General features: G+C 61.9%; 23 protein-coding genes and 1 tRNA gene. 12 read left to right on the top strand and 12 right to left on the bottom strand.

Features of this window, described 5'->3' with window-relative positions; genetic code table 11:
- Positions 1–144 precede the first annotated feature (144 nt).
- The 6 genes from tuf to AC1XDK_RS10300 all read left to right on the top strand — a co-directional run bounded on the left by tuf (position 145) and on the right by AC1XDK_RS10300 (position 4214).
- Positions 145–1410, top strand: a complete 1266-nt coding sequence (gene tuf / locus AC1XDK_RS10325) for a translation elongation factor EF-1 subunit alpha (RefSeq protein WP_483349802.1) — start codon at positions 145–147, stop codon at positions 1408–1410.
- Positions 1411–1413: 3 nt separating this feature from the next.
- Positions 1414–1722 carry a 30S ribosomal protein S10 gene (gene rpsJ / locus AC1XDK_RS10320; protein WP_007979652.1) on the top strand — a complete coding sequence of 103 codons (309 nt, stop codon included), beginning with the start codon at positions 1414–1416 and terminating at the stop codon, positions 1720–1722.
- A gap of 114 nt (positions 1723–1836) precedes the next feature.
- Entirely contained in the window at positions 1837–2454 is a 618-nt protein-coding gene (locus AC1XDK_RS10315; protein WP_483349801.1) for a rhomboid family intramembrane serine protease, read from the top strand.
- Between the two features lie 5 nt (positions 2455–2459).
- A tRNA-Ala gene (locus tag AC1XDK_RS10310) sits at positions 2460–2531 on the top strand.
- A 792-nt stretch (positions 2532–3323) separates the two neighbouring features.
- A complete protein-coding gene (locus AC1XDK_RS10305) occupies positions 3324–3800 on the top strand; it encodes an Lrp/AsnC family transcriptional regulator (RefSeq protein ID WP_483349800.1) in 477 nt (158 codons plus the stop codon).
- A gap of 108 nt (positions 3801–3908) precedes the next feature.
- Positions 3909–4214: a HalOD1 output domain-containing protein gene (locus AC1XDK_RS10300; protein WP_483349799.1), complete on the top strand. Its 306-nt coding sequence runs from the start codon at positions 3909–3911 to the stop codon at positions 4212–4214.
- Here the strand turns inward: AC1XDK_RS10300 and AC1XDK_RS10295 are convergent, their stop codons facing one another.
- The 5 genes from AC1XDK_RS10295 to AC1XDK_RS10275 all read right to left on the bottom strand — a co-directional run bounded on the left by AC1XDK_RS10295 (position 4215) and on the right by AC1XDK_RS10275 (position 7833).
- Complete coding sequence (locus AC1XDK_RS10295; protein ID WP_483349798.1) at positions 4215–4823, bottom strand: uracil-DNA glycosylase; 609 nt, start codon at positions 4821–4823, stop codon at positions 4215–4217.
- A 28-nt stretch (positions 4824–4851) separates the two neighbouring features.
- Entirely contained in the window at positions 4852–6150 is a 1299-nt protein-coding gene (locus AC1XDK_RS10290; protein WP_483349797.1) for a ribonuclease catalytic domain-containing protein, read from the bottom strand.
- A 42-nt stretch (positions 6151–6192) separates the two neighbouring features.
- On the bottom strand, positions 6193–6495 hold the full coding sequence (locus tag AC1XDK_RS10285) for a DUF7562 family protein (protein ID WP_483349796.1): 303 nt from the start codon (positions 6493–6495) through the stop codon (positions 6193–6195).
- A gap of 47 nt (positions 6496–6542) precedes the next feature.
- Positions 6543–7022 (bottom strand): RNA-binding protein, encoded by a 480-nt coding sequence (locus AC1XDK_RS10280; RefSeq protein ID WP_483349795.1) that lies wholly within the window; start codon positions 7020–7022, stop codon positions 6543–6545.
- Positions 7023–7128: 106 nt separating this feature from the next.
- Positions 7129–7833 carry a DUF1028 domain-containing protein gene (locus tag AC1XDK_RS10275; RefSeq protein ID WP_483349794.1) on the bottom strand — a complete coding sequence of 235 codons (705 nt, stop codon included), beginning with the start codon at positions 7831–7833 and terminating at the stop codon, positions 7129–7131.
- A gap of 275 nt (positions 7834–8108) precedes the next feature.
- On the opposite strand from AC1XDK_RS10275, the gene AC1XDK_RS10270 reads away from it, so the two are divergent.
- Positions 8109–8468: a cell division protein SepF gene (locus AC1XDK_RS10270; protein ID WP_483349793.1), complete on the top strand. Its 360-nt coding sequence runs from the start codon at positions 8109–8111 to the stop codon at positions 8466–8468.
- Here the strand turns inward: AC1XDK_RS10270 and AC1XDK_RS10265 are convergent.
- The 3 genes from AC1XDK_RS10265 to AC1XDK_RS10255 are packed head-to-tail and all read right to left on the bottom strand — an operon-like array spanning position 8465 to position 10447.
- Positions 8465–8857, bottom strand: coding sequence for a DUF5611 family protein (locus tag AC1XDK_RS10265; RefSeq protein WP_483349792.1), 393 nt, complete (start codon positions 8855–8857; stop codon positions 8465–8467). The genes AC1XDK_RS10270 and AC1XDK_RS10265 overlap by 4 nt on opposite strands.
- 50 nt (positions 8858–8907) lie before the next feature.
- A complete protein-coding gene (locus AC1XDK_RS10260) occupies positions 8908–9756 on the bottom strand; it encodes a DUF7093 family protein (protein ID WP_483349791.1) in 849 nt (282 codons plus the stop codon).
- A gap of 52 nt (positions 9757–9808) precedes the next feature.
- Positions 9809–10447, bottom strand: coding sequence for an FAD-dependent oxidoreductase (locus AC1XDK_RS10255; RefSeq protein ID WP_483349790.1), 639 nt, complete (start codon positions 10445–10447; stop codon positions 9809–9811).
- A gap of 91 nt (positions 10448–10538) precedes the next feature.
- On the opposite strand from AC1XDK_RS10255, the gene AC1XDK_RS10250 reads away from it, so the two are divergent.
- From AC1XDK_RS10250 to AC1XDK_RS10235, 4 genes are all read left to right on the top strand, one after another.
- Positions 10539–12296: a 2-oxoacid:acceptor oxidoreductase subunit alpha gene (locus AC1XDK_RS10250; protein WP_483349789.1), complete on the top strand. Its 1758-nt coding sequence runs from the start codon at positions 10539–10541 to the stop codon at positions 12294–12296.
- Positions 12293–13156, top strand: coding sequence for a 2-oxoacid:ferredoxin oxidoreductase subunit beta (locus AC1XDK_RS10245; protein WP_483349788.1), 864 nt, complete (start codon positions 12293–12295; stop codon positions 13154–13156). The genes AC1XDK_RS10250 and AC1XDK_RS10245 overlap by 4 nt, the downstream gene beginning before the upstream one ends.
- A 192-nt stretch (positions 13157–13348) precedes the next feature.
- Positions 13349–13546 (top strand): hypothetical protein, encoded by a 198-nt coding sequence (locus tag AC1XDK_RS10240; RefSeq protein ID WP_483349787.1) that lies wholly within the window; start codon positions 13349–13351, stop codon positions 13544–13546.
- Positions 13543–14775: a digeranylgeranylglycerophospholipid reductase gene (locus AC1XDK_RS10235; RefSeq protein ID WP_483349786.1), complete on the top strand. Its 1233-nt coding sequence runs from the start codon at positions 13543–13545 to the stop codon at positions 14773–14775. The genes AC1XDK_RS10240 and AC1XDK_RS10235 overlap by 4 nt, the downstream gene beginning before the upstream one ends.
- A gap of 13 nt (positions 14776–14788) precedes the next feature.
- Here AC1XDK_RS10235 and AC1XDK_RS10230 read toward each other — a convergent pair whose 3' ends face one another.
- Positions 14789–15097, bottom strand: coding sequence for a nucleotide pyrophosphohydrolase (locus AC1XDK_RS10230; RefSeq protein WP_483349785.1), 309 nt, complete (start codon positions 15095–15097; stop codon positions 14789–14791).
- Between the two features lie 122 nt (positions 15098–15219).
- Between AC1XDK_RS10230 and AC1XDK_RS10225 the strand changes: the two genes are divergently transcribed.
- Positions 15220–16371, top strand: a complete 1152-nt coding sequence (locus tag AC1XDK_RS10225; RefSeq protein WP_483349784.1) for a glycoside hydrolase 5 family protein — start codon at positions 15220–15222, stop codon at positions 16369–16371.
- Here the strand turns inward: AC1XDK_RS10225 and AC1XDK_RS10220 are convergent.
- The 3 genes from AC1XDK_RS10220 to aspS form a co-directional block, all read right to left on the bottom strand.
- The gene (locus tag AC1XDK_RS10220) at positions 16368–17111 is read right to left on the bottom strand and encodes a 4-phosphopantoate--beta-alanine ligase (RefSeq protein ID WP_483349783.1); all 744 of its coding nucleotides are present in this window, start codon (positions 17109–17111) and stop codon (positions 16368–16370) included. The two genes, AC1XDK_RS10225 and AC1XDK_RS10220, sit on opposite strands and share 4 nt — an antisense overlap.
- 51 nt (positions 17112–17162) lie before the next feature.
- Positions 17163–17996, bottom strand: coding sequence for a pantoate kinase (locus AC1XDK_RS10215; RefSeq protein WP_483349782.1), 834 nt, complete (start codon positions 17994–17996; stop codon positions 17163–17165).
- 149 nt (positions 17997–18145) lie between these two features.
- A complete protein-coding gene (gene aspS / locus AC1XDK_RS10210; protein WP_483349781.1) occupies positions 18146–19441 on the bottom strand; it encodes an aspartate--tRNA(Asn) ligase in 1296 nt (431 codons plus the stop codon).
- Between the last annotated feature and the right edge of the window lie 13 nt (positions 19442–19454).

Below are 19454 nucleotides of genomic sequence, written 5' to 3'. Positions count from 1 at the left end.
GACCGTCCGTGTTCCATTCCACCATGACATCTGTTGCCATTAACCGCCAGACGGCGGCGAGATGGCCTGCATAGCGTATCGAAATGGTTTTAACCGCTTCTGCCAAATAATTCCTCCAGAGCGCATCTGCGCGTGAGATATACAATGAGCGACAAACCACACCAGAACTTGGCCGTCATCGGCCACGTCGACCACGGTAAAAGCACGATGGTCGGGCGACTCCTCTTCGAGACAGGGAGCGTCCCGGAGCACGTAATCGAACAGCACCGCGAAGAAGCGGAAGAGAAGGGGAAGGGCGGCTTCGAGTTCGCCTACGTGATGGACAACCTCGCGGAGGAGCGAGAGCGTGGTGTCACCATCGACATCGCCCACCAGGAGTTCGACACCGACGAGTACTACTTCACCATCGTCGACTGTCCGGGCCACCGTGACTTCGTGAAGAACATGATCACGGGCGCATCGCAGGCGGACAACGCGGTCCTCGTCGTCGCCGCCGACGACGGTGTCGCGCCGCAGACCCAGGAACACGTCTTCCTCTCGAAGACGCTGGGTATCAACGAACTTATCATCGCGGTCAACAAGATGGACGTCGTTGATTACAGTGAGGACAAGTACAAGGACGTCAAGGACCAGGTTTCGAAGCTCCTGAAGCAGGTCAACTTCAAGTCCGACGACGCGACGTTCGTCCCCACCTCGGCGTTCGAGGGCGACAACGTCTCCGAGTCCTCGGACAACACGCCTTGGTACGACGGCCCGACGCTGCTCGAGGCCCTCAACAACCTCGAAGCACCCGAGCCGCCAACGGACGCTGACCTCCGTCTGCCCATCCAGGACGTCTACACGATCTCCGGTATCGGTACGGTGCCGGTCGGACGTGTCGAGACCGGTACGCTCAACACGGGCGACAACGTCTCGTTCCAGCCCAGCGACGTCGGCGGCGAAGTGAAGACCGTCGAGATGCACCACGAGGAAGTTCCGAAAGCGGAACCCGGTGACAACGTCGGATTCAACGTCCGCGGCATCGGCAAGGACGACATTCGTCGCGGTGACGTGTGTGGCCCCGCCGACGACCCACCGAAAGTGGCCGACACGTTCACGGCCCGCATCGTCGTGATGCAGCACCCGAGCGTCATCACGGCCGGTTACACGCCCGTCTTCCACGCCCACACGGCGCAGGTCGCGTGTACCATCGAGTCCATCGACGCGAAGATCAACCCGTCCACCGGTGAAGTCGCAGAGGAGAACCCTGACTTCATCAAGTCCGGTGACGCAGCAAAAGTCACGGTTCGACCGCAGAAGCCACTCAGCATCGAACCCGCGGGCGAGATTCCGGAACTCGGCTCGTTCGCAATCCGTGACATGGGCCAGACCGTCGCGGCCGGTCAAGTCCTCGAAGTCAACGAGAAGTAAACGATGCAGCAAGCACGTGTCCGACTCGCGGGAGCCAACCCCTCGGACCTCGACGACATCTGCGACGATGTCCGTGAAATCGCCGAGAAAACCGGCGTCTCCCTGAGCGGCCCGATTCCGCTCCCGACGAAGACGCTGGAGATTCCGACGCGCAAGTCGCCCGACGGAGAGGGCACTGCGACGTGGGAACACTGGGAAATGCGCGTCCACAAGCGCCTCATCGACCTCGACGCCGATGAACGCGCGCTTCGACAGTTGATGCGCATTCAGGTCCCGAACGACGTGAGCATCGAAATCGTCCTCGAGGACTAAGATACCCCGTATCCCCGTTCTCGGAAATCCGCGCAATCTTCTTTCGTTTTTCACCCGCCGACCAGCGGTCGCTCCGTGGGTTCGTTTTTTGTGGTTTCGGTGATGAGTAGTAGTATGCGTCTCCCCCGCTCGCCGACGATACAGACGCTCGTCGCCTTCGCCGTCGTGTTCGCCTTCCAGTCCGCACTCGGGTTCATTAGGCCCTTCTGGGCGGTCAGCCTGTTCGCACTCGCACCACCCGTCGGAGTTCGTCCGTGGACGCTTCCGTTGAGCGTCTATTCCCACGCCAACTTCGGGCACCTGTTCTCCAACGCCATCGCGCTGGTGGTGGCCGGACTCCTCGTCGAACGCGTGACGACCACGGCGCGCTTTCACGCCTTCTTCATCACCGTCGGGATGCTCTCCGGGCTCGTACAGGTATGGCTCGGCGGCCTGTTCTCCGCGGGCGCTCCCGCCGTCCTCGGAGCAAGCGGCGCGGTCCTCGGCCTGTACGGCTACCTCCTCGCCGGGAACCCCGTCTCGGACGCCGTGTTCGGTCGTCTCCGCCTTTCGCGGCGCGCACAGGCCGCCATCGTCGTCGTCTTCACCGCCCTCATCACGCTGATGACGGCCGCGCCGGGCGTGGCGCTCCTCGCCCACTTCACCGGCTTCGCGGTCGGCCTAATCGCGGGACGCCTTCACATCCTTCGCGTCGAAACACAAGCTACAAGTAACGACCGGGCGGTACAATAAGTCGAGGGCTCGTAGATCAGTGGCAGATCGCTTCCTTCGCAAGGAAGAGGCCCCGGGTTCAAATCCCGGCGAGTCCACTTCTCTCACTTCACTTCGTTTCGTTCGATCAGTGGACTCGCCGTAGTTCCCCTCGCTCACGAGGTTCGCTCGCGGGACTCCCGGCGAGTCCATGACGAACGCAGTGAGGAATGGACGAGCAGTATTTTACTTAGACGAGTCGAATACCAGCGAGCGACTGTGAGGCGCTTTGCACCTCGAATGCGAGCGGTGAAACCGCGAGTAGAGCATCTTGGCGTAGTTCAGTCCCGCCCAAGAACGCCAAATACCGGCTATTCTTCTCTCCGTTTCAACTCCCTCGCGTCGAATTGCTCGACAAGGAACTGCTCTCCCACCTGCGGCTGTCCGATATCCTTGGGAACTCCGCTTGACTCGCTCGAAGGCAACGAGCGGGAGTGAGTTTCGTTCCTTTCCAAATGCCGTTCCGTGGCAGTCGTCACTCTCCGAACGGTCGCCCGTTTCTCCACTACATGTCGTTTTTCCCACCGTTTCATACCCCAAACCGGCGCGAAAACCGGCCTGAAACCCGGAATCCGACCGAACCCACGACTTCGATTTAGCCACAGTTTCACCCAGTTCTCGCCCGCCGCATTCCGCTTAGCCGGAATATAATAAAGCCGATAGCGGTACTCGTATGAAATACGCCCGAAGCCCGGGTGTGACGGACTTGGCAAGTGTTCGACGGTGCCGGAGGCTCTGGTGGCGAGTTGGCTTCTCGCCGTGTTTCGGCCATTCCTCCCACGAAAGTTTGTCATCTCGAACGCGTGCCGACTTTTTAGGGACGAAAAACGAGAACCCATTTACATACAACAATGAGCCACGACACACTGGACGACGTTGACCGGGGCATTCTCCACCTGCTCCAACAGGACGCACGTAGCATGACGACGACCGAAATCGGCGACGCGGTGGGCGTCTCCGCCAGCACCGTCGGCAACCGACTCCAACGACTGGAAGAGAAGGGCGTCATCGACGGCTACCATCCCAAAATCGACTACCACGACGCGGGATTTCCACTTCGAGTTCTCTTCATCTGCACCGCGCCGATTCCCGACCGCGAGGAGTTGGGCGAGGAAGCGCTCAACGTGTCGAGGGTCGTCAACGTCAAGGAAATCATGGCTGGCGTGGAGAACCTCCACGTCGAGGCGGTCGCGCGGACTCGTGACGACGTGACCGCCGTCGGTCGGAAACTCGATAAGATCGGGTTGGACGTCGTGAACGAAGTGCTGGTCAAAGACGAGCACAACCGACCCTTCGACCATTTCGGTGAAGAGACCGTCTCGGAGTGACATCGACGAGATTATTTCGAAATAGGGGAAATTCTATCTTTAGAATCCGATTTGCACAGATTTATCCGACATACTTATCCATTGACGAATCTTAAAGCAAATACTGGAATGGAACATACTTCCTACCGTTTGCAGGACGGTGAACGGCCCAGTACCGGGGTCGTCAACGCGATCGCGGACCACGAAGGCACGTCACCCCACGAAATCGGGCCGCGCCTGTACGACGCCGTGGACCCGGACGCGCTCGACTCGCTGTTCCGACAGCGAGTTGACGGGCGGATTCGAGATGGTGGCAAAGCGGTGTTCAAGTACCGTGGTTACGAAATCACGTACGAAAGCGACGGATGGATTCGCATCGCGGACGACCCGAGTTCGGCGTCCGGTGTGTCCGGAGCAACCCCTGCAGACGAGTAATCAAACGAGTGCCGTGAGCTTGGACTCGATGGCAGCGACGTATTCCGACCGGTCGTAGCCGAGTCGTTCACGCCAGACGTTTTCGTAGGATGGGTGCAAGAGTGGCAACAGCATCACGCCGAGGCGCTCGCACTCGACAGGCGACAGTACCCGGTCGAGAAAGCCGTCCACGGGAATCGACTCGAAATCGAGTACGATTTCGGTGGCGTGTTTTCCCGTCGAAACGACGACGGAAGGGCTGACCCGTTCTATTTCGGTTCGCAGGTGGTCGAAACAGTTCTCCAACTCCTCGGCACGTGGCTCCCGATTCGACCCGTCGTCTCCCTCGGGGAAGCACTTCACGGCGTTGGTGAAGTACGCCTCGTAGCCGAGGTCGGAAAACAACGACCGTATTTTGCGTCCCGAGTGGCGCGTGGTGTAGGCCATCCCCGTCCAGTTGCCGCCTTGCCACCGCTCGGCGTCCGGTTTCCCAGCGCCGGGGGCCTCGCCGACCACCATCACGTCGGCCGAAAACGGGCCGGTTCCCCACGAGATTCGGTTTCGACACTCGACGAGTTCGGGACACCGCGAACAGTTCGGTTCGAGGACGGTGCGCGAGTCGGGGAACATGGATGGGGAAATCGACCGTTCGTCCGTTTCAGTCCTCGTCCTCGTCTTCGTCGTCCTCGACGATTTCGATACCGCGGTTGTTGACCGCGTTGGGGTCGAGACCGACCTCTTCGAGGAACTGTTTGTATTCGCGCTCGCAGGCTTCGGCGTCGGCCTGTTTGTCGCTGGCGCGGTCACAGAGCGCCACGAGGTCCTCGGGCACGTCGTTCGTGTAGACTATCCAGTGGTTGATGAGGTCCGAAAGCCGCCGAATCGGGCTGGTGAAGTGGCCGTAAATCTCGAAGTTCAGCGCGTGGTGGCCCCCGAACGGGTCGCTCATGTAGCGAGCGCGGGGCATCACCTTCATCACGGCCCACTGGATTTTGTCGAGTTGTCGCCCCGGTGCTTCCTCCAACGTGGCGTTGACCGCCTTTCGCGGGTCGTCCCACGTGCTGCCCGGAATCGAGACGCCGTTCAAATCCTGAATCTCCTGTAGCGCCTTTCCCCACTCGTCGGGCGTGGGCTGTGGGTGGACGCGGTACATCGCTTCCACGCCGCGGCCCCACATCAGTTCGTGCGTGACGGCCTTGTTCGCCTTCAGCATCGACTCCTCGATGATGGTGTGGGCGCGGTCACGTCGCGGGTTCAGGACGAGGCTGCCGTCCTCCTTTCGCTGTTCGTGCATCCGATCCGCGAGTTCGAACGAGAGTTTACACTCCTCGTGGAGCGGCGCGTCCTCGTCGTCGAGTCGCTCCTCGGCCTGCGAGTAGGTGAGTCGCTCGTCGCTCTGGATGACGGATTTGTAGATATCGATGGTCTCGTAGGAGAGGTTCTCCTTGTCGAGGTGCATCTCGACGGTGTGTGCGAGGCGGTCTTCGTTCGGGACGAGCGAACAGACCGTCTCCGCGAGCATCGGCGGCAACATGTGAATCGTGTACCCGGGAAGGTACACCGTGTTCCCACGTTTGACTGTTTCTTCCCACATGTTCGATTCGGGGTGAACGTAGTGGGTCACGTCGGCGATGTGGACCCAGAGGACGTACTCGTCCTCGTGCTCTTCGACCGAAATGGCGTCGTCGAAGTCCTGTGCGTCCACGGGGTCCGTCGTCCACGTCGTCATGTCCCGCAGGTCGGTTCGCTCCTCCACCTCGTCCTGAATCTCCTGCTGGATGTTTTCCGTTCGTTTCTCCGCCTCGGTCATCACGGCCCCCGGAAACCCGTCCCTGATTTCGAACTTCTCGAACAGCTTTTCGCGCTTGCTCTCCAGTCGCTCTGCGAGGTCTTCGGAGATTTCGACCGGCCCTTGGCCTTCGGCGGTTCCCGCCTCGGCCTGTGCGTCGCTCGTCATGGCCGCTGGTAAGGGTGTCGGGAAGTTAGGCGTATCGACTGGCTACCCTTCCCGTTCTTCCAGTGGGCCATAACGGTCTTTGACGGCCGTTTCGTATCGGGTCAAAAATTCCATCTGTTCGACACCCCCCGCGCCGATGTCCACCAACAGCCCCTCCAGTTCGTCGCGTGGTTGATGACAGAGTTCGCGGTGACACGCCTTACAGAGGTGCTCGAACGTCTTCCCGTTCCGTTCCCACCGATTTCCCTCCTTGTCGTACTCGCGGGCCGCGGAGCGGCGAACGGCGTCGCCACACGCGATGCAGATGACGGATTTCTTCTCCCGGTTCCGCCGGGAACCCCACATGCTAGTTCCTTCGACGCCCCCCCACTTCCCCTTTTTGCCGAATCCGTTCAGACTACGAACTCGTACAGTTCGTCGCCGACGAAGTGAACCGATTCGACGACTTTTCCCGAATCACCGACCATCTCGTCGCCGTCCGTCTTCGCCCGTCCGATGGCGAGGACCTTGCCGTGGGTCTCCTCCGCGATGGCGACCAAATCGCCCGGTTCGATGTCGTCGTTCGCCTCGACGATGCCGGGCCGCATCACGTCCGCGCCGTCGCTGACGAACGATACGGCACCCGCGTCCACCGTGACGACTCGCTTCGTCGGCGGGTAGGCGTTCGCACCCTGCACGGTGAGAAACGGTTCCTCCTCGACGTAGACGACCATCTGTTCTCCGTCGACCAACACGATGTCGAACTCCGAACCCTCCAACTCTACGAGTTCGTAGGTGTCCGCGTCCAATTCGACGCCGAGGGAGTCTTCGAGTGCGGTCTCTATCTCTCGAACCTCGTCGCTTCGGAGATGATGGCGAGATTTGACTTCCATAATCCGACGTGCGTTCGTCTCGTGCATAAACCCACCCGTTTGGGCCGACTCGGGTCGGATACCGACGGTTCATCGACCCATGGATAACTGATACGCCGGTCCGGAATCACTCGTCACGTTCGTCCGCGTCCCGCGCCGCCTCGTAGCGCTCCACTGCGGCGTCGAATCCCTCACCCGCGAGCGCGTACGCCTCGCGCAGGTCCGCTATCGGCGTTTCGGTGGCGTCCACGCGTAAATCGTTGTAGTACGGGTCCATCTCGGCCGATTCCGTCGTCTCCACGAGGAGGGCCGCACTTTGGACGTGCAGCTCTTCGCGCTTGTCCCCGCCCTCGGCCTGTCCCGCGGCCAACGCGTCGATGAGTCGTTCTGCCAATGGTCGGTCCTCGTTGCTGTTCTCGCGGTACGCTCGTGCGGTTTCGGCGATGACGGACTCGCCGGCCAGCAGGTTCCCGGCGACGGTGTAGTTCTCGCCGCTCTCGTGGCCGTACCAGCCGTTGCACTCCTCGCCGGAGAAGGTGAACGTTCCGTCCGAGTCGATGCCGTGGAGTTGGCGGTTTTCCGCCCCATCGTCCGCGTTGAGGAGCGCCGAGAGAGCGTCCTCGATGGCGAGTCCATCGTCCACGTATTCGATTCCCTTTCGTCCGAGTTCGACGTTGACGAGGCTTTGGGTGGCGATAGCTCCGTTTTCGCTGGCGAACGGACAGAGCGTTCCGACCGCCGGGAGTCGTGTCGTGACCGCGACGCCGAATCGCGTCCGGTCCGTTCCCTCCCCGTCGGTGTACCGTTCCCTGACACAGATGCTGAACGTCATGAACCGGGGGACACAGCCCGTGACGAAAAAAGTCCGTTTTCCGGCGAACGCGTCGTACGTCGCTCTAATTCAGCAGTATCGAAATCAACACGCCCCGCTGAACGGTCCGGTTTCGCCCGTCCCTTCATTGGAGTCATACGGTATTCTCTCACACTATTTCCCTACTTAATTTGTCACAATGGGGGCTCGTTAGAACCGTTCCGTCTGCCGCCGTCACGTTTTCGTATGCGCCGTCTGACGTAAGAACTATACTCGTTCGATGGCCCCGTAGTTCTATGGGATTCATGGATAAGATTCTCGGCGAGGCCCCTTCGGGAGGCGCCGGGGATTACGTCGAGCTAGATTTGGACGACTTCGATGCCGCGCCCGACGAATCGCGCGTCAGCGTTCACATCGCGGAAATCCAAGGCCAGCAGGACGTCATCGACATCAAGGACGCCGTGTACGACGGCGACATCGTCATCGCCGATATCACTCGGCTTCGAACGCAGGATACCACCGTCGAGCGTATCACGGACGAACTGCAACAGGTCGCCCGCGAAGTCAACGGCGATATCGTTCAGAAGGGCGACGACCAACTCATCGTCACGCCCACCAGTGTCAGCATCAGTCGAACAAAACTCGGTCGGGATTAGACGCTGTCCGGCTTATCCGCGTCGTCTTCTACGGTCCGCTTCAGCGAGTCGCGGCGCGCTTTCGCGTCACGGCCGGTCGCTTCGAGGAGGAACTCGTTTTTCTTGCTCACCGCGTCGGCGGCGGCGTCGGCGTTACCTTCTGCGATGACGTCCTCCGCGGGACGCTCTTGGAAGTCCACGGCGAGTTTGTCCTTCTTCCCGCTGTAAGACGCCGCACCGGCGACGATTCGCTTGAACACCGGGTTGTCGGGTTCCTCGACAACGTAGAGGTCGTGGCCGTTGAATTCCTCTGTCGTCGTTACGGAACCGAAGTAGTCCTCGATGCTCGCTTTCAGGTCGGGCATTCGGTCTTCGAGATGCTCACCGCGTCGCATTTTGTATTCTTTCATGAGTTGGACCCAGATTGGAGGGGTGGATGTTTACTCTTTTCGCGTCGCGTCTATTCTCGTTCGCTTAGGTATCCCTTCCGACACTCGGGGCAGATGTCGCCCGCACGAAGCGACGACCCGGACGCTGCTCCCCCGAACTGTCCGCATTCGGGACAGACGAGTTCCGCGTCGGCGCTCGAACTCGAGGCTTGGTCGGGTTTGGGCGCTTCTCGCGCCCGCGTGAACCCGGTATCCGTTTGCGGGTTGGGTCGCGTGGTCCGAACGAATCCCGTCTCCTCGCCCGGTTCGGCTTCTACGAACTCCGTATCGTCGTCCATCGCCGGTGCGCTTTCGGGGGTCAAACTCCCGCCGAAGCTCACTTCCGCGTCGCCGCTGTCGCCGACCTGTGCGTCGAATCCCTCGTCTTCGAGTCCCGTATCCGGCCAGTCCATTGGCTCGCCCGCTTGGTCTTCCACGTTCGTATCGTCCGCTTCGGGCCACTCGCCGTGTCCGCGTTCGCCGTCGTCTTTCACCTCCTCGTCGTCTTCGAGGATGACGCCGTCGTCGTCCTCGGCACTCTCCGGCGGCTCGAAGTCGTCGTCGTTGAACGTCACGGGTTCCGGTTCGGATTCGGTTTCGGATTCGGGTTCCGTGGTGGGAGAGGAGTCGATGATTTCCGTCTCGGTCGGTGGTTCCGACTGTCGGTCCGCCGATCTGCTCTCGATGGGTTCCGGCGTCGGTTCCGGTTCCTCTATCGCCGTCACCTCCTTGTTCTCGCTCACGACCGTCTCGTTCCCACAGCGTCGGCACTCCTTGAACTCCCGAACCGTCACGACGACTTCGTTACCCTGCTCTTCGCGCTCTCGCTCTATTTCGGACTCGCCGTAGTCATGTCCTATCAGCGAACATCTGAGACCCATTGAGTGAGGGTTATTTTCACGGCGTGATAAAAGGGTATTGTTTTTTGGAACGTCAGCCGAAGTTTTCCTCCTTCGCGTCGTCAGGGTCGTGTCCCGTCGCCGCCAACACCTCCTGTGCCTCCGACAGGAAGTCCGCGAACCCGTACACGAAGACTTGCCCGTCCGCGCGCGAGAGAACGTCCCGTACCGCCTCGCTTTCGGCCAGCGATTCCTCGGTGACGAGTACCGTCGCGCCGTCGGCCTCTAATTCTCGCAGTCGCTCCTCGTGGGCCGGTTCGTCGTCACGGTACACGATGGTTACGTCGCCCCCGTCCGCCAGCGCGCGCGCGCCGATTCCGACCGCCGGACCCACGCCCGGCCCACCCGCGAGGACGATGACGCGGGACTCCCCTTCGTAGTACGAGTGACCGAACGGGCCAGCGACGGCCACCGTCTCTCCGGCCGCGCGCTCCGCAAGCCACGGGCTGAGGTCTCCTTCGGGGTCGACGCCCACCGTGATGTCGAACGTCCCGTCGGCGTCGGGGGAAGAGAGGGTGTAGTGACGCGTGACCGTCTCACCATCGACGGTTCCGGCGACTTGTAGGAACTGTCCGGGCCGGGCGTCGAACCCCGGCGGTGACTCGATCTCCAGCACAACTGTTCCTTTCCCGACGTTTCTCACGGCCTTCACTTCGACTTCGGTACCATCCATACGTGGACCGATGGCCGTAAGAACCAAATTCCTTGTCGCTTCGCCGACTCCGCTTCAGAAGGCTTTTGATTTGCCACCGGGTAACGTAGCAGTGATGCAAGACCTGAACTGGGCCATCGGCGGCGAAGCCGGCGATGGAATCGATTCGACCGGGAAAATCTTTGCGCAGGCACTCTCCCGTGCGGGCCGACATGTCTTCACTTCGAAGGACTTCGCGTCCCGTATTCGAGGAGGGTACACCGCGTACAAGATCCGGTCGTCTACCGAGCAAGTCGAGAGCGTCGTCGACCGACTGGACATCCTCGTGGCACTGACCCAGCGGACCATCGACGAGAACCTCGACGAACTTCACGAGGACAGCGTTATCATCTACGACGGGGAGCGAACGGAGATGGAGGACGTCGACATCCCTGAAGAGATGATCGGATTGGCCGTTCCGCTTCGCAGTCTCGCAAAGGATGCGGGCGGAACCATCATGCAAAACACCGTCGCGCTCGGCGCGGCGTGTGAAGTGGCGAACTTCCCCATCGAGAACCTCGACAGCGCGCTCGACAAGAAGTTCGGCTCGAAGGGTGAGGCCATCGTCGAGAACAACAAGGAAGCCGCCCGTCTCGGACAGGAGTACGTCCAAGACGAGTACGACCACGACTTCGACTACGACGTGGAAACGACGGACAACGACTACGTCCTGCTCAACGGCGACGAGGCCATCGGGATGGGTGCGCTCGCTGCTGGCTGTCGTTTCTACTCCGGCTATCCCATCACGCCGGCGACCAACGTCATGGAGTACCTCACGGGCCGAATCGAACACTTCGGCGGCACCGTGATGCAGGCCGAGGACGAACTGTCGGCCATCAACATGGCGCTCGGCGCGGCGCGGGCGGGCGCACGCTCGATGACGGCGACGTCCGGTCCCGGTATCGACCTGATGACCGAGACGTTCGGCCTCATCGCACAGAGCGAGACGCCGCTCGTCATCTGTGACGTGATGCGCTCCGGTCCCTCGACCGGGATGCCGACCAAACAGGAACAGGGCGACCTGAACATGACGCTGTACGGTGGCCACGGCGAGATTCCGCGGTTCGTCGTCGCACCGACGAACGTCGCCGAGTGTTTCCACAAGACCATCGAGGCGTTCAACTTCGCCGAGAAGTACCAGACGCCGGTTTTCCTGCTCGCGGACCTCGCGATGGCCGTCACCGAACAGACGTTCTCGCCCGAGGTGTTCGACATGGACGCGGTCGAAATCGAGCGCGGGAACATCGTGGACGAGGACGACATCGAGGCGTGGACGGACGAGAAGGACCGGTTCCAACCGCACTTCCCGACCGCCGACGGCGTCAGTCCCCGTGCGTTCCCCGGAACGAAGGGCGGCGCTCACATGTCCACCGGTCTCGAACACAACGCGCTCGGTCGTCGGACCGAGGACACCGAAATCCGCGTCGAGCAGGTCGACAAGCGGAACCGCAAGGTCGAGACGGCACAGGAAGAGGAAGATTGGAATCCGCGTGAGTTCGGCGACGAGGACGCCGACACGCTCGTTATCTCGTGGGGGTCGAACGAGGGGCCGATGCGCGAAGCCCTCGACTTCCTCGAAGCGGACGACGTGAGCGTTCGGTTCCTCTCGGTTCCGTACATCTTCCCGCGACCGGACCTCACCGAGGACATCGAGGAAGCGGACACCGTCATCGTGATAGAGTGTAACGCGACCGGGCAGTTCGCGGACGTTCTCGAACACGACGCGCTTACCCGTGTCGAGCGGATAAACAAGTACAACGGTATTCGGTTCAAGGCCGACGAGTTGGCCGAAGACATCAAGGCGAAACTCGGACAGGAGATAGAAGCATGAGCTCAGACGTTCGATTCACCGACTTCAAGTCGGACAAGCAACCGACGTGGTGTCCCGGATGCGGTGACTTCGGGACGATGAACGGGATGATGAAGGCACTCGCCGAAACCGGCAACAGCCCGGACGACACGTTCGTCGTCGCTGGTATCGGCTGTTCCGGTAAGATCGGGACGTTCATGCACTCCTATGCGATTCACGGTGTGCACGGACGTGCGCTCCCGGTCGGCACCGGCGTCAAACTCGCCAACCCCGACCTCGAAGTGATGGTCGCGGGCGGCGACGGCGACGGCTATTCCATCGGTGTGGGTCACTTCATCCACGCCGTGCGCCGGAACGTGGACATGTCCTACATCGTCATGGACAACCGCATCTACGGACTGACGAAGGGACAGGCCTCGCCGACCAGCCGCGAGGACTTCGAGACGAGCACGACGCCGGAAGGCCCGAAACAGCCGCCGGTCAACCCGCTCGCTCTCGCCCTCTCGGCGGGTGCGACGTTCATCGCACAGTCGTTCTCGACGGACGCACAGCGACACGCGGAAATCGTTCAGAAGGCCATCGAACACGACGGCTTCGGCTTCGTGAACGTCTTCTCGCCGTGTGTCACGTTCAACGACGTGGATACGTACGACTACTTCCGCGACTCCATCGTCGACCTCGCGGACGAGGACCACGACTCCTCGGATTACGACACGGCCAAGGACAAGATTCTCGACGCCAGCAAGGAGTATCAGGGCGTCATCTATCAGGACGAGGACAGCGTTCCGTACAGCGAACTCCACGGCATCGAGGGCAGCATGTCCGAGATTCCCGACGGCGCACCCGAGGACGCGATGGACCTCGTGCGCGAGTTCTACTGAATCACGGACCCGTTCTCGACGGTTCGATTTCTTTTATTTTCGTTCGTGTCGATAGCGACCGGTCTCTCGGCCTCCCTCGATAGTTCCGCGATGCCTCCCGTTCGATTTCTGACCCACGCCGTACGACCAAATCCGTTTCTCGCGGCCGTTTGCGTCTGTTTTTTATGACGTGGCCGGTAAGAACGTATAGAGATGACTGCGGAGATACGCGCTGTCGTCAGCGGTGTCGGGTACTCCCCCGCCGCGACGACCGTTTTACCCGACTCCCTCGACACTGGCCGGATTTGCGACGCCACCGACGGCCGAACGGCGGCCGACCCCTCGTCAGTTCGAGCGACCGGAACAGCGGAGCAACGAACCTCGCTCTTCGACCGAAGGGTGATGGAATGAGCGAGCATTTCGACGTTATCATCGCGGGTGCCGGCCCGGCGGGCGCACAGTGTGCGCGGGACTTGGCCCAGCGAGGCTACGACGTCGTCGTCCTCGAAGCCGAAAAGGAAGACACGTTCCCGCGGCAGAGCAACAAGTCCACGGCCGGGACGTTCTCCTCGATGATGGCGGCCTTCGGCATTCCGGACGACGTGGTGATGAACTACACCGACAACGTGGTCCTCGAATCGCCGAGCGAGCACTTCGTCCAATCGCAACCCGGTGCCGTCCTCGAGTTCGCGGACTTCAAGCGGTTTTTGGTGGCCGACGGACGGGACGAGGGTGCCGAATACTGGTTCGACGCCCGCGTCTCGAAGCCCATCATGAGCGGCAACGAAATCGTCGGCGTCCGCTACGCCGGGGACCAAGAGGTGTACGGCGACATCGTCATCGACGCCACCGGCCCGAGCGCGCCCCTCGCGAAGAGCCTGGGCGTAAGCAACTTGAAACGCGAGAATCAGGCCATCGGCGTCGAGTTCGAGATGGAAGGCGTCGACGTGGACCCCGACGGCTACGCCGACCTCACGGACGCGATGATGCTGCGACTCGACCACAACCTCGCGCCGGGCGGCTATTCGTGGATTTTCCACACCGGCGAGGACACGGCGAAGGTCGGCCTCTGTTACATTCAGAACGAGAGCCACCACGACTACGCCAAGGAGGGCATGGGAATCGACGACTACCTCCAGCACTGGTTGGACACCGACCCGCGCTTCGAGAACGCAGAACGGATGGAGGGGAAACAACACCGAGGGTCCGCCCACATCCAGATGCCCGGCGGCCTCTCCACGGACAACTTCATGGCGGTCGGCGACACCGTGCCGACCATCGACCCGCTCTGGGGCGAAGGGATTCACACCGGCATGAAGTCCGCTCGCGCGGCGGCGATAACCGCCGACCGATGCTTCATGACCAGCGCTTCGGACACCTCCGCGGAGAAGATGTCGATTTACGACAAGCTCTGGCACGGCGACGTCGCCCCGGAGATGCGGACGCGACTGTTGATGACACAACTCCTCTACCTCGCGGAGAACGAGCGCTACGACACGCTCATTCGTGACCTCAAACAGCTCAGCCACAGTTCGCGCGCGAACGCTAACAACGGCAGGCTCCGCGGCATCATGAAGCTCCTCCACTGGGAGGACATCCCGCTGCTCAAGCGGTTCGCCCGAGAACGGCTTCCGATGTAACCGTCCGTTTCGACTACTCTTTCCCCGAACTCGCATTCCCCGTCTTCCGAATTCGCCCCCGATACTTTTCGAGCGCGTCGTCCAACGCGTTCCCGGCGTCCACGTCGAATGCGTCCGCCACCGCGAGCAACGAGAACAGCGCGTCGCCGATTTCGTCCCGCTTCACGTCGACCGCCTCGGGGTCGTCACCCCACTCGGTCGATTTCGTCGCGTCGGCGGCTATCTCGCCGACTTCCGCCGCCAAATCGAGGATTCGATACGCCGGGTCGCTCTCCATGTCGTTGTCGGCCACGAACGCGGCGACCTGCTCCTGTTCTTTCACGTTCGGTGAAACGAACTTCACTATTTAACCGTTTCTACGGACGGTGATTCCAGAGCCGAACCCACAGAAACCGTACACAAACGGTATAGTTCACGCAGTGGATTGGTGAATTGGATACGCGAATGGGGGGACGAAATCAAACGCGGCGAGCGGTGCTCCAACTCGGTGCGGTAGCCTGCGGTATCGGCGTGACGGGGGATTTGGGGCGGCGAACCGTAACCGACGTCGATTGCCTGCCCGGTGACGGCGCGACGAACGACGAAGCGGACGCCCCGGTGGACGTTCGCGGAGCCATCTACTTCCCGTCCAGAGCGTACAACACGTTTCAGATGTGGCACGGCTACGATTCCGCCGTCATCGAGCGCGACCTCTGTTATGCCAGTCGGATAAACCTGAACGCGTTGCGGGTGTGGTTGAGTTTCGAGGCGTGGCGACGCGACCCGACGCGGTTCTGGTTCCGACTCGAACACTTCCTGACCACGGCGGCGAATCACGGGTTGCGGGTTCTCCTCGGCATCTTCGAGGGTATCGGAACGAATCCCACGAACCACCAGTTGACGAACGACGACCCGCTCACCGCTCGTCCGGTGTTCTCGCCGTCGCGGGGAATCATGGAACACTCGAACCGATGGCACCTCCCGCAGCGGTTCATCCGGTGGTTCATGGAACGCTACCGGGACGATTCCCGCCTGCTCGCCATCGAACTCATCAACGAACCGTGTTGGCGGCCGTGGAAGATGCGGTTCGCGGAGGCGATGTTCCGAACGCTGTCGAGTCAACAAGGGACCGTTCCGCTGTCGGTCGGTTCGACCAACATACCCAACAACGAGGAGTACCGCGAGTGGGGTAGCGAGGTGTTTCAGTGTCACAAGAACTTCGCCCACACCGAAGCGCAGTACCGACGGTTGCTCCGGCAGATCAACGCGGCGGAACGCCGGTTCGGTCGCCCAATCTGGCTGTCGGAGTGGCAGCGGCTCTCTCCGCCGCGGAGGGGAGAGGGGACCAATCCGCCCAACTACTCCTCGCTCGCGCCGCTGATTCAGGAGGCGGGAATTGGTAACTTCTTCTGGTCGCTGATGGTCAAACCGGCCTATCAGGTCTATCGGCGAGAACAGGGCCTCGTCAGCGGAATCTTCCACGAGGACGGCGCGGTCTGGAGTCTGGACGACGCGAGAGCCATCAAGGCGATGTCCGGCGACCCCACCTTCTCGGCCGAGGAACGCCCCGAGTGGCCCGCGTGGGCCGAACCGATTCGGGAGTCCCTCACCGACTAAACGTCACGAATCGCCCGTTCCGCGTCGTCGAGCGCCGCTTCGCGGTCGAACTCGGCGACGATGGCTTCCAGTTCTTCGGGGGACATATCCGCGAGTTCGTGAGCGTGTCGTGTGATGTTCGGCACCGCCCTGATGATGTTGTCGACTATCGGAATCGCGGCGGTTCGCGGCGAGCGCGAGAGGGGGTTCAGGTCGATGACGATTTCCGTCTTCCCCATCTCGGCGAGGGCTTCGGCCCGGTCGCCGTCCTCCAACGGGACGAGAACGACGTCCGCGTCGAAGATTCCGTCCGCGTCCACTTTGCCCCGCTCGTGTTCCAGTCCGGGTATCCGCGCGTCCGCGGCGAGTCCCTTCACGTTCTCCGCACCGTGTTCCCGGAGGTGGTCGGCGATGGCCCGCATGCGCTCTTCCGTCCGTCCGAACAGGTTGACTTCGATGTCCGCGCCGGTGGCCTCGGCGAGCGAGACGATTTCGCCCGGAACGAGCGCGGCCACGTTGCCGTTCACCGAGAGGACGGCGTGGTCTGCGAGCAGCAGTCGTGCCGCCGCCGCACGCTCCGCTTCGTCCGCACTCGGGATGGTCTCCTCGCCGAGGAGGTAGTCGAACGACTCGCCGCGTCCCTCGGCGATGAGTCCCTGCTTGCTCGTGATGCCCTTCTCTACGCCCTCCTCGATTCGATGCCGCGTGAGGAGCGAGTGGTATCGGGGATGGTCCTCGGGAATGTCCACCTCGTCGGTCATACCCGCCCCTCCGAAGCGGAGTGGCAAAACAGCCGTGATTCGGTTCTCGGGTTATTCCAGCAGCGTCGCTCCGGCGTGGTGCGTCCGACAGGCGTGGGCGTCGTACCCGGCGTCCGAGAGCCCCGAATCGAGCGCGAAAACGGTCTTACCCAACATCGCCATCGAAGCGGCCCCGCCCGCCGCGTGGACGTCGTCGATGACCTCCCGAACTTCTTCGGTCAGCAGGCCGGTTCGCTCCGCGAACCCGTTCGATTCGGCCATGAACGTCTCCAACGTCGGCTGATTCACCAGTGCGACGAGCGCGTCCACGCCCGCTTGCGAGAGTCGACTCGTACTCCCCGAGAGCACCTCGGCGGTGGACAGTTCGCCGAGCGAGAGGTACTCGATTTCTGCCCGAGTCGGCACGCCGTCGAGGCGGTTGTGTTCGGGTCCGCCCGGTTCGAGTCGTATGGGAATTCCTCCACGGGCCTGAGCCACCACGTCGCCGAGTCCGGTTCCCGCCGCGACTTCCGCCTTGTGTGCGAGCGTCACGAGTTCGTTTTCCGACCGCCCATCGCCGAAAACACCGTTCGCGGCGAACGCGGTCCCGAGCGCGACCGCGCCCGAGACGCCGAACCCCGCGCCGAGCGGCAGTGACGTCTCGGCCGAGATGTACGCCGTCTCGTCCAGGTGGTCCAACACTCGCCGCCCGGATTCGACGGCGGCGAACTCGCCGTTCAGTTCGATACTCGTCTCCTCGGCTGGTTCGACGGTCACGGTGACGCCTTCCGACAGCGCCACCCCCGCCCCTCGGGACCCCGCTCGTTCGGGGTCGTCGGCCTCGTGAATGCTGAAAAAGCCCGTGATGTGGCCGGGAACGAACGCACGGCCAACCTCGTCGCTCATACCCGTCGCTTTCGGGCGACAGCGTATAACGGTTAAAATTCGTCGTCGTCCTCGGTGGCTCGCAACGTCTTCGCCTACAGGCTCAGACGTTCGCGATCTCGCGGGAAATGAGTCGTTTCGCTTCGCTTCACTCCTCTCCCACGCGACCGTTACGGCGAGAGCCGTTGCCGGTCGCGTGGGAACAACACTGCCTCGCGGATGTTATCCAACCCGAGCATCGTCATGATGAGTCGCTCGCCGCCGAGGCCCCATCCGGCGTGCGGCGGCATGCCGTACTTGAACATCTTCGTGTAGTAGTCGAACGCCTCGGGGTCCAATCCCTGCTGTTCGAACCCTTCCACGAGGCGGTCGTAGCGGTGTTCACGCTGGCCGCCGGAGACGAGTTCCATGCGCGGGTGCATCATGTCGAACCCGGTCGAAAGTTCCTCGTCGTCCTGGTCCATGATGTAGAACGGCTTGATTTCGCTGGGCCAGTCGGTGATGAAGTAGTGGGTGCCCACGTCCTCACCGAGCGCCTTCTCGCCCTCGGTCGGCAGGTCGTCGCCCCAGACGAGCATCTCGTCGAGTTCGCCGGTGGCGTTGATGCGCTCGATTGCCTCCTCGTAGGTGAGTCGCGGGAAGTCGCCCTCGGGGACTTCGAAGTCGATATCGAGCGCGTCGAGTTCGTCCCCACAGTTTTCGGCGACGGCCTCGTAGGCGGCCTTGACGACCGCTTCGCAGGCGTCCATCGCCTCGTGGTGGTCGTAAAAGGCGCTCTCGAAGTCGATGCTGGTCGCCTCGTTCAGGTGCCGCGGCGTGTTGTGTTCTTCCGCGCGGAAGATGGGGCCGATTTCGAAGACGCGTTCGAGTCCGGAGCCGACCATGAGCTGTTTGAACAGCTGCGGCGACTGGTTCATGAACGCCTCCTCGCCGAAGTAGGTGATGGGGAACAGTTCCGTTCCGCCCTCCGTCCCCGTCGCCACGATTTTCGGCGTGTTGATTTCGCTGCACCCGAGGTCACGGAACGTCTCGCGGACGGCGCGAAGCACTTCGGCGCGAATCTTGAACACGGCCTCCACGTCGTCCTTGCGTGCGTCGAGCGTTCGGTTGTCGAGGCGCGTCGAGAGGTCGGCGTCGACCTTGCCGCTGGGGTCGAGCGGGAGTTCCGGTTCGGCCTCCGCGATGACATCCACGTCCGTCGGGACGATTTCGACGTCCGTCGGTGCGCGCGGTTCCTCTTTCACGTCGCCCGTGATTTCGACGACGCTTTCGCGGTTGACGCCGAGTCCGGTTTCCACGAGGTCCTCGTCCATGTCGTCCTTCTCGAACTTGACCTGAATCTTCCCCGTCGTGTCGCGGACGATGAGGAACGCGATTCCGCCGAGGTCGCGGATTTCGTGGACCCAGCCAGCGACCGTGACGGTGTCGCCGGGTTCGGCATCCGCGGTGTAGGTTCGGTTCTGCATACGGCGCAGTTCT

Source organism: Haladaptatus sp. HS23, from assembly GCF_056892285.1.
The sequence above is the reverse complement of the archived record's forward strand: the minus strand, read 5'-3'. Positions and strand labels throughout refer to the sequence as shown.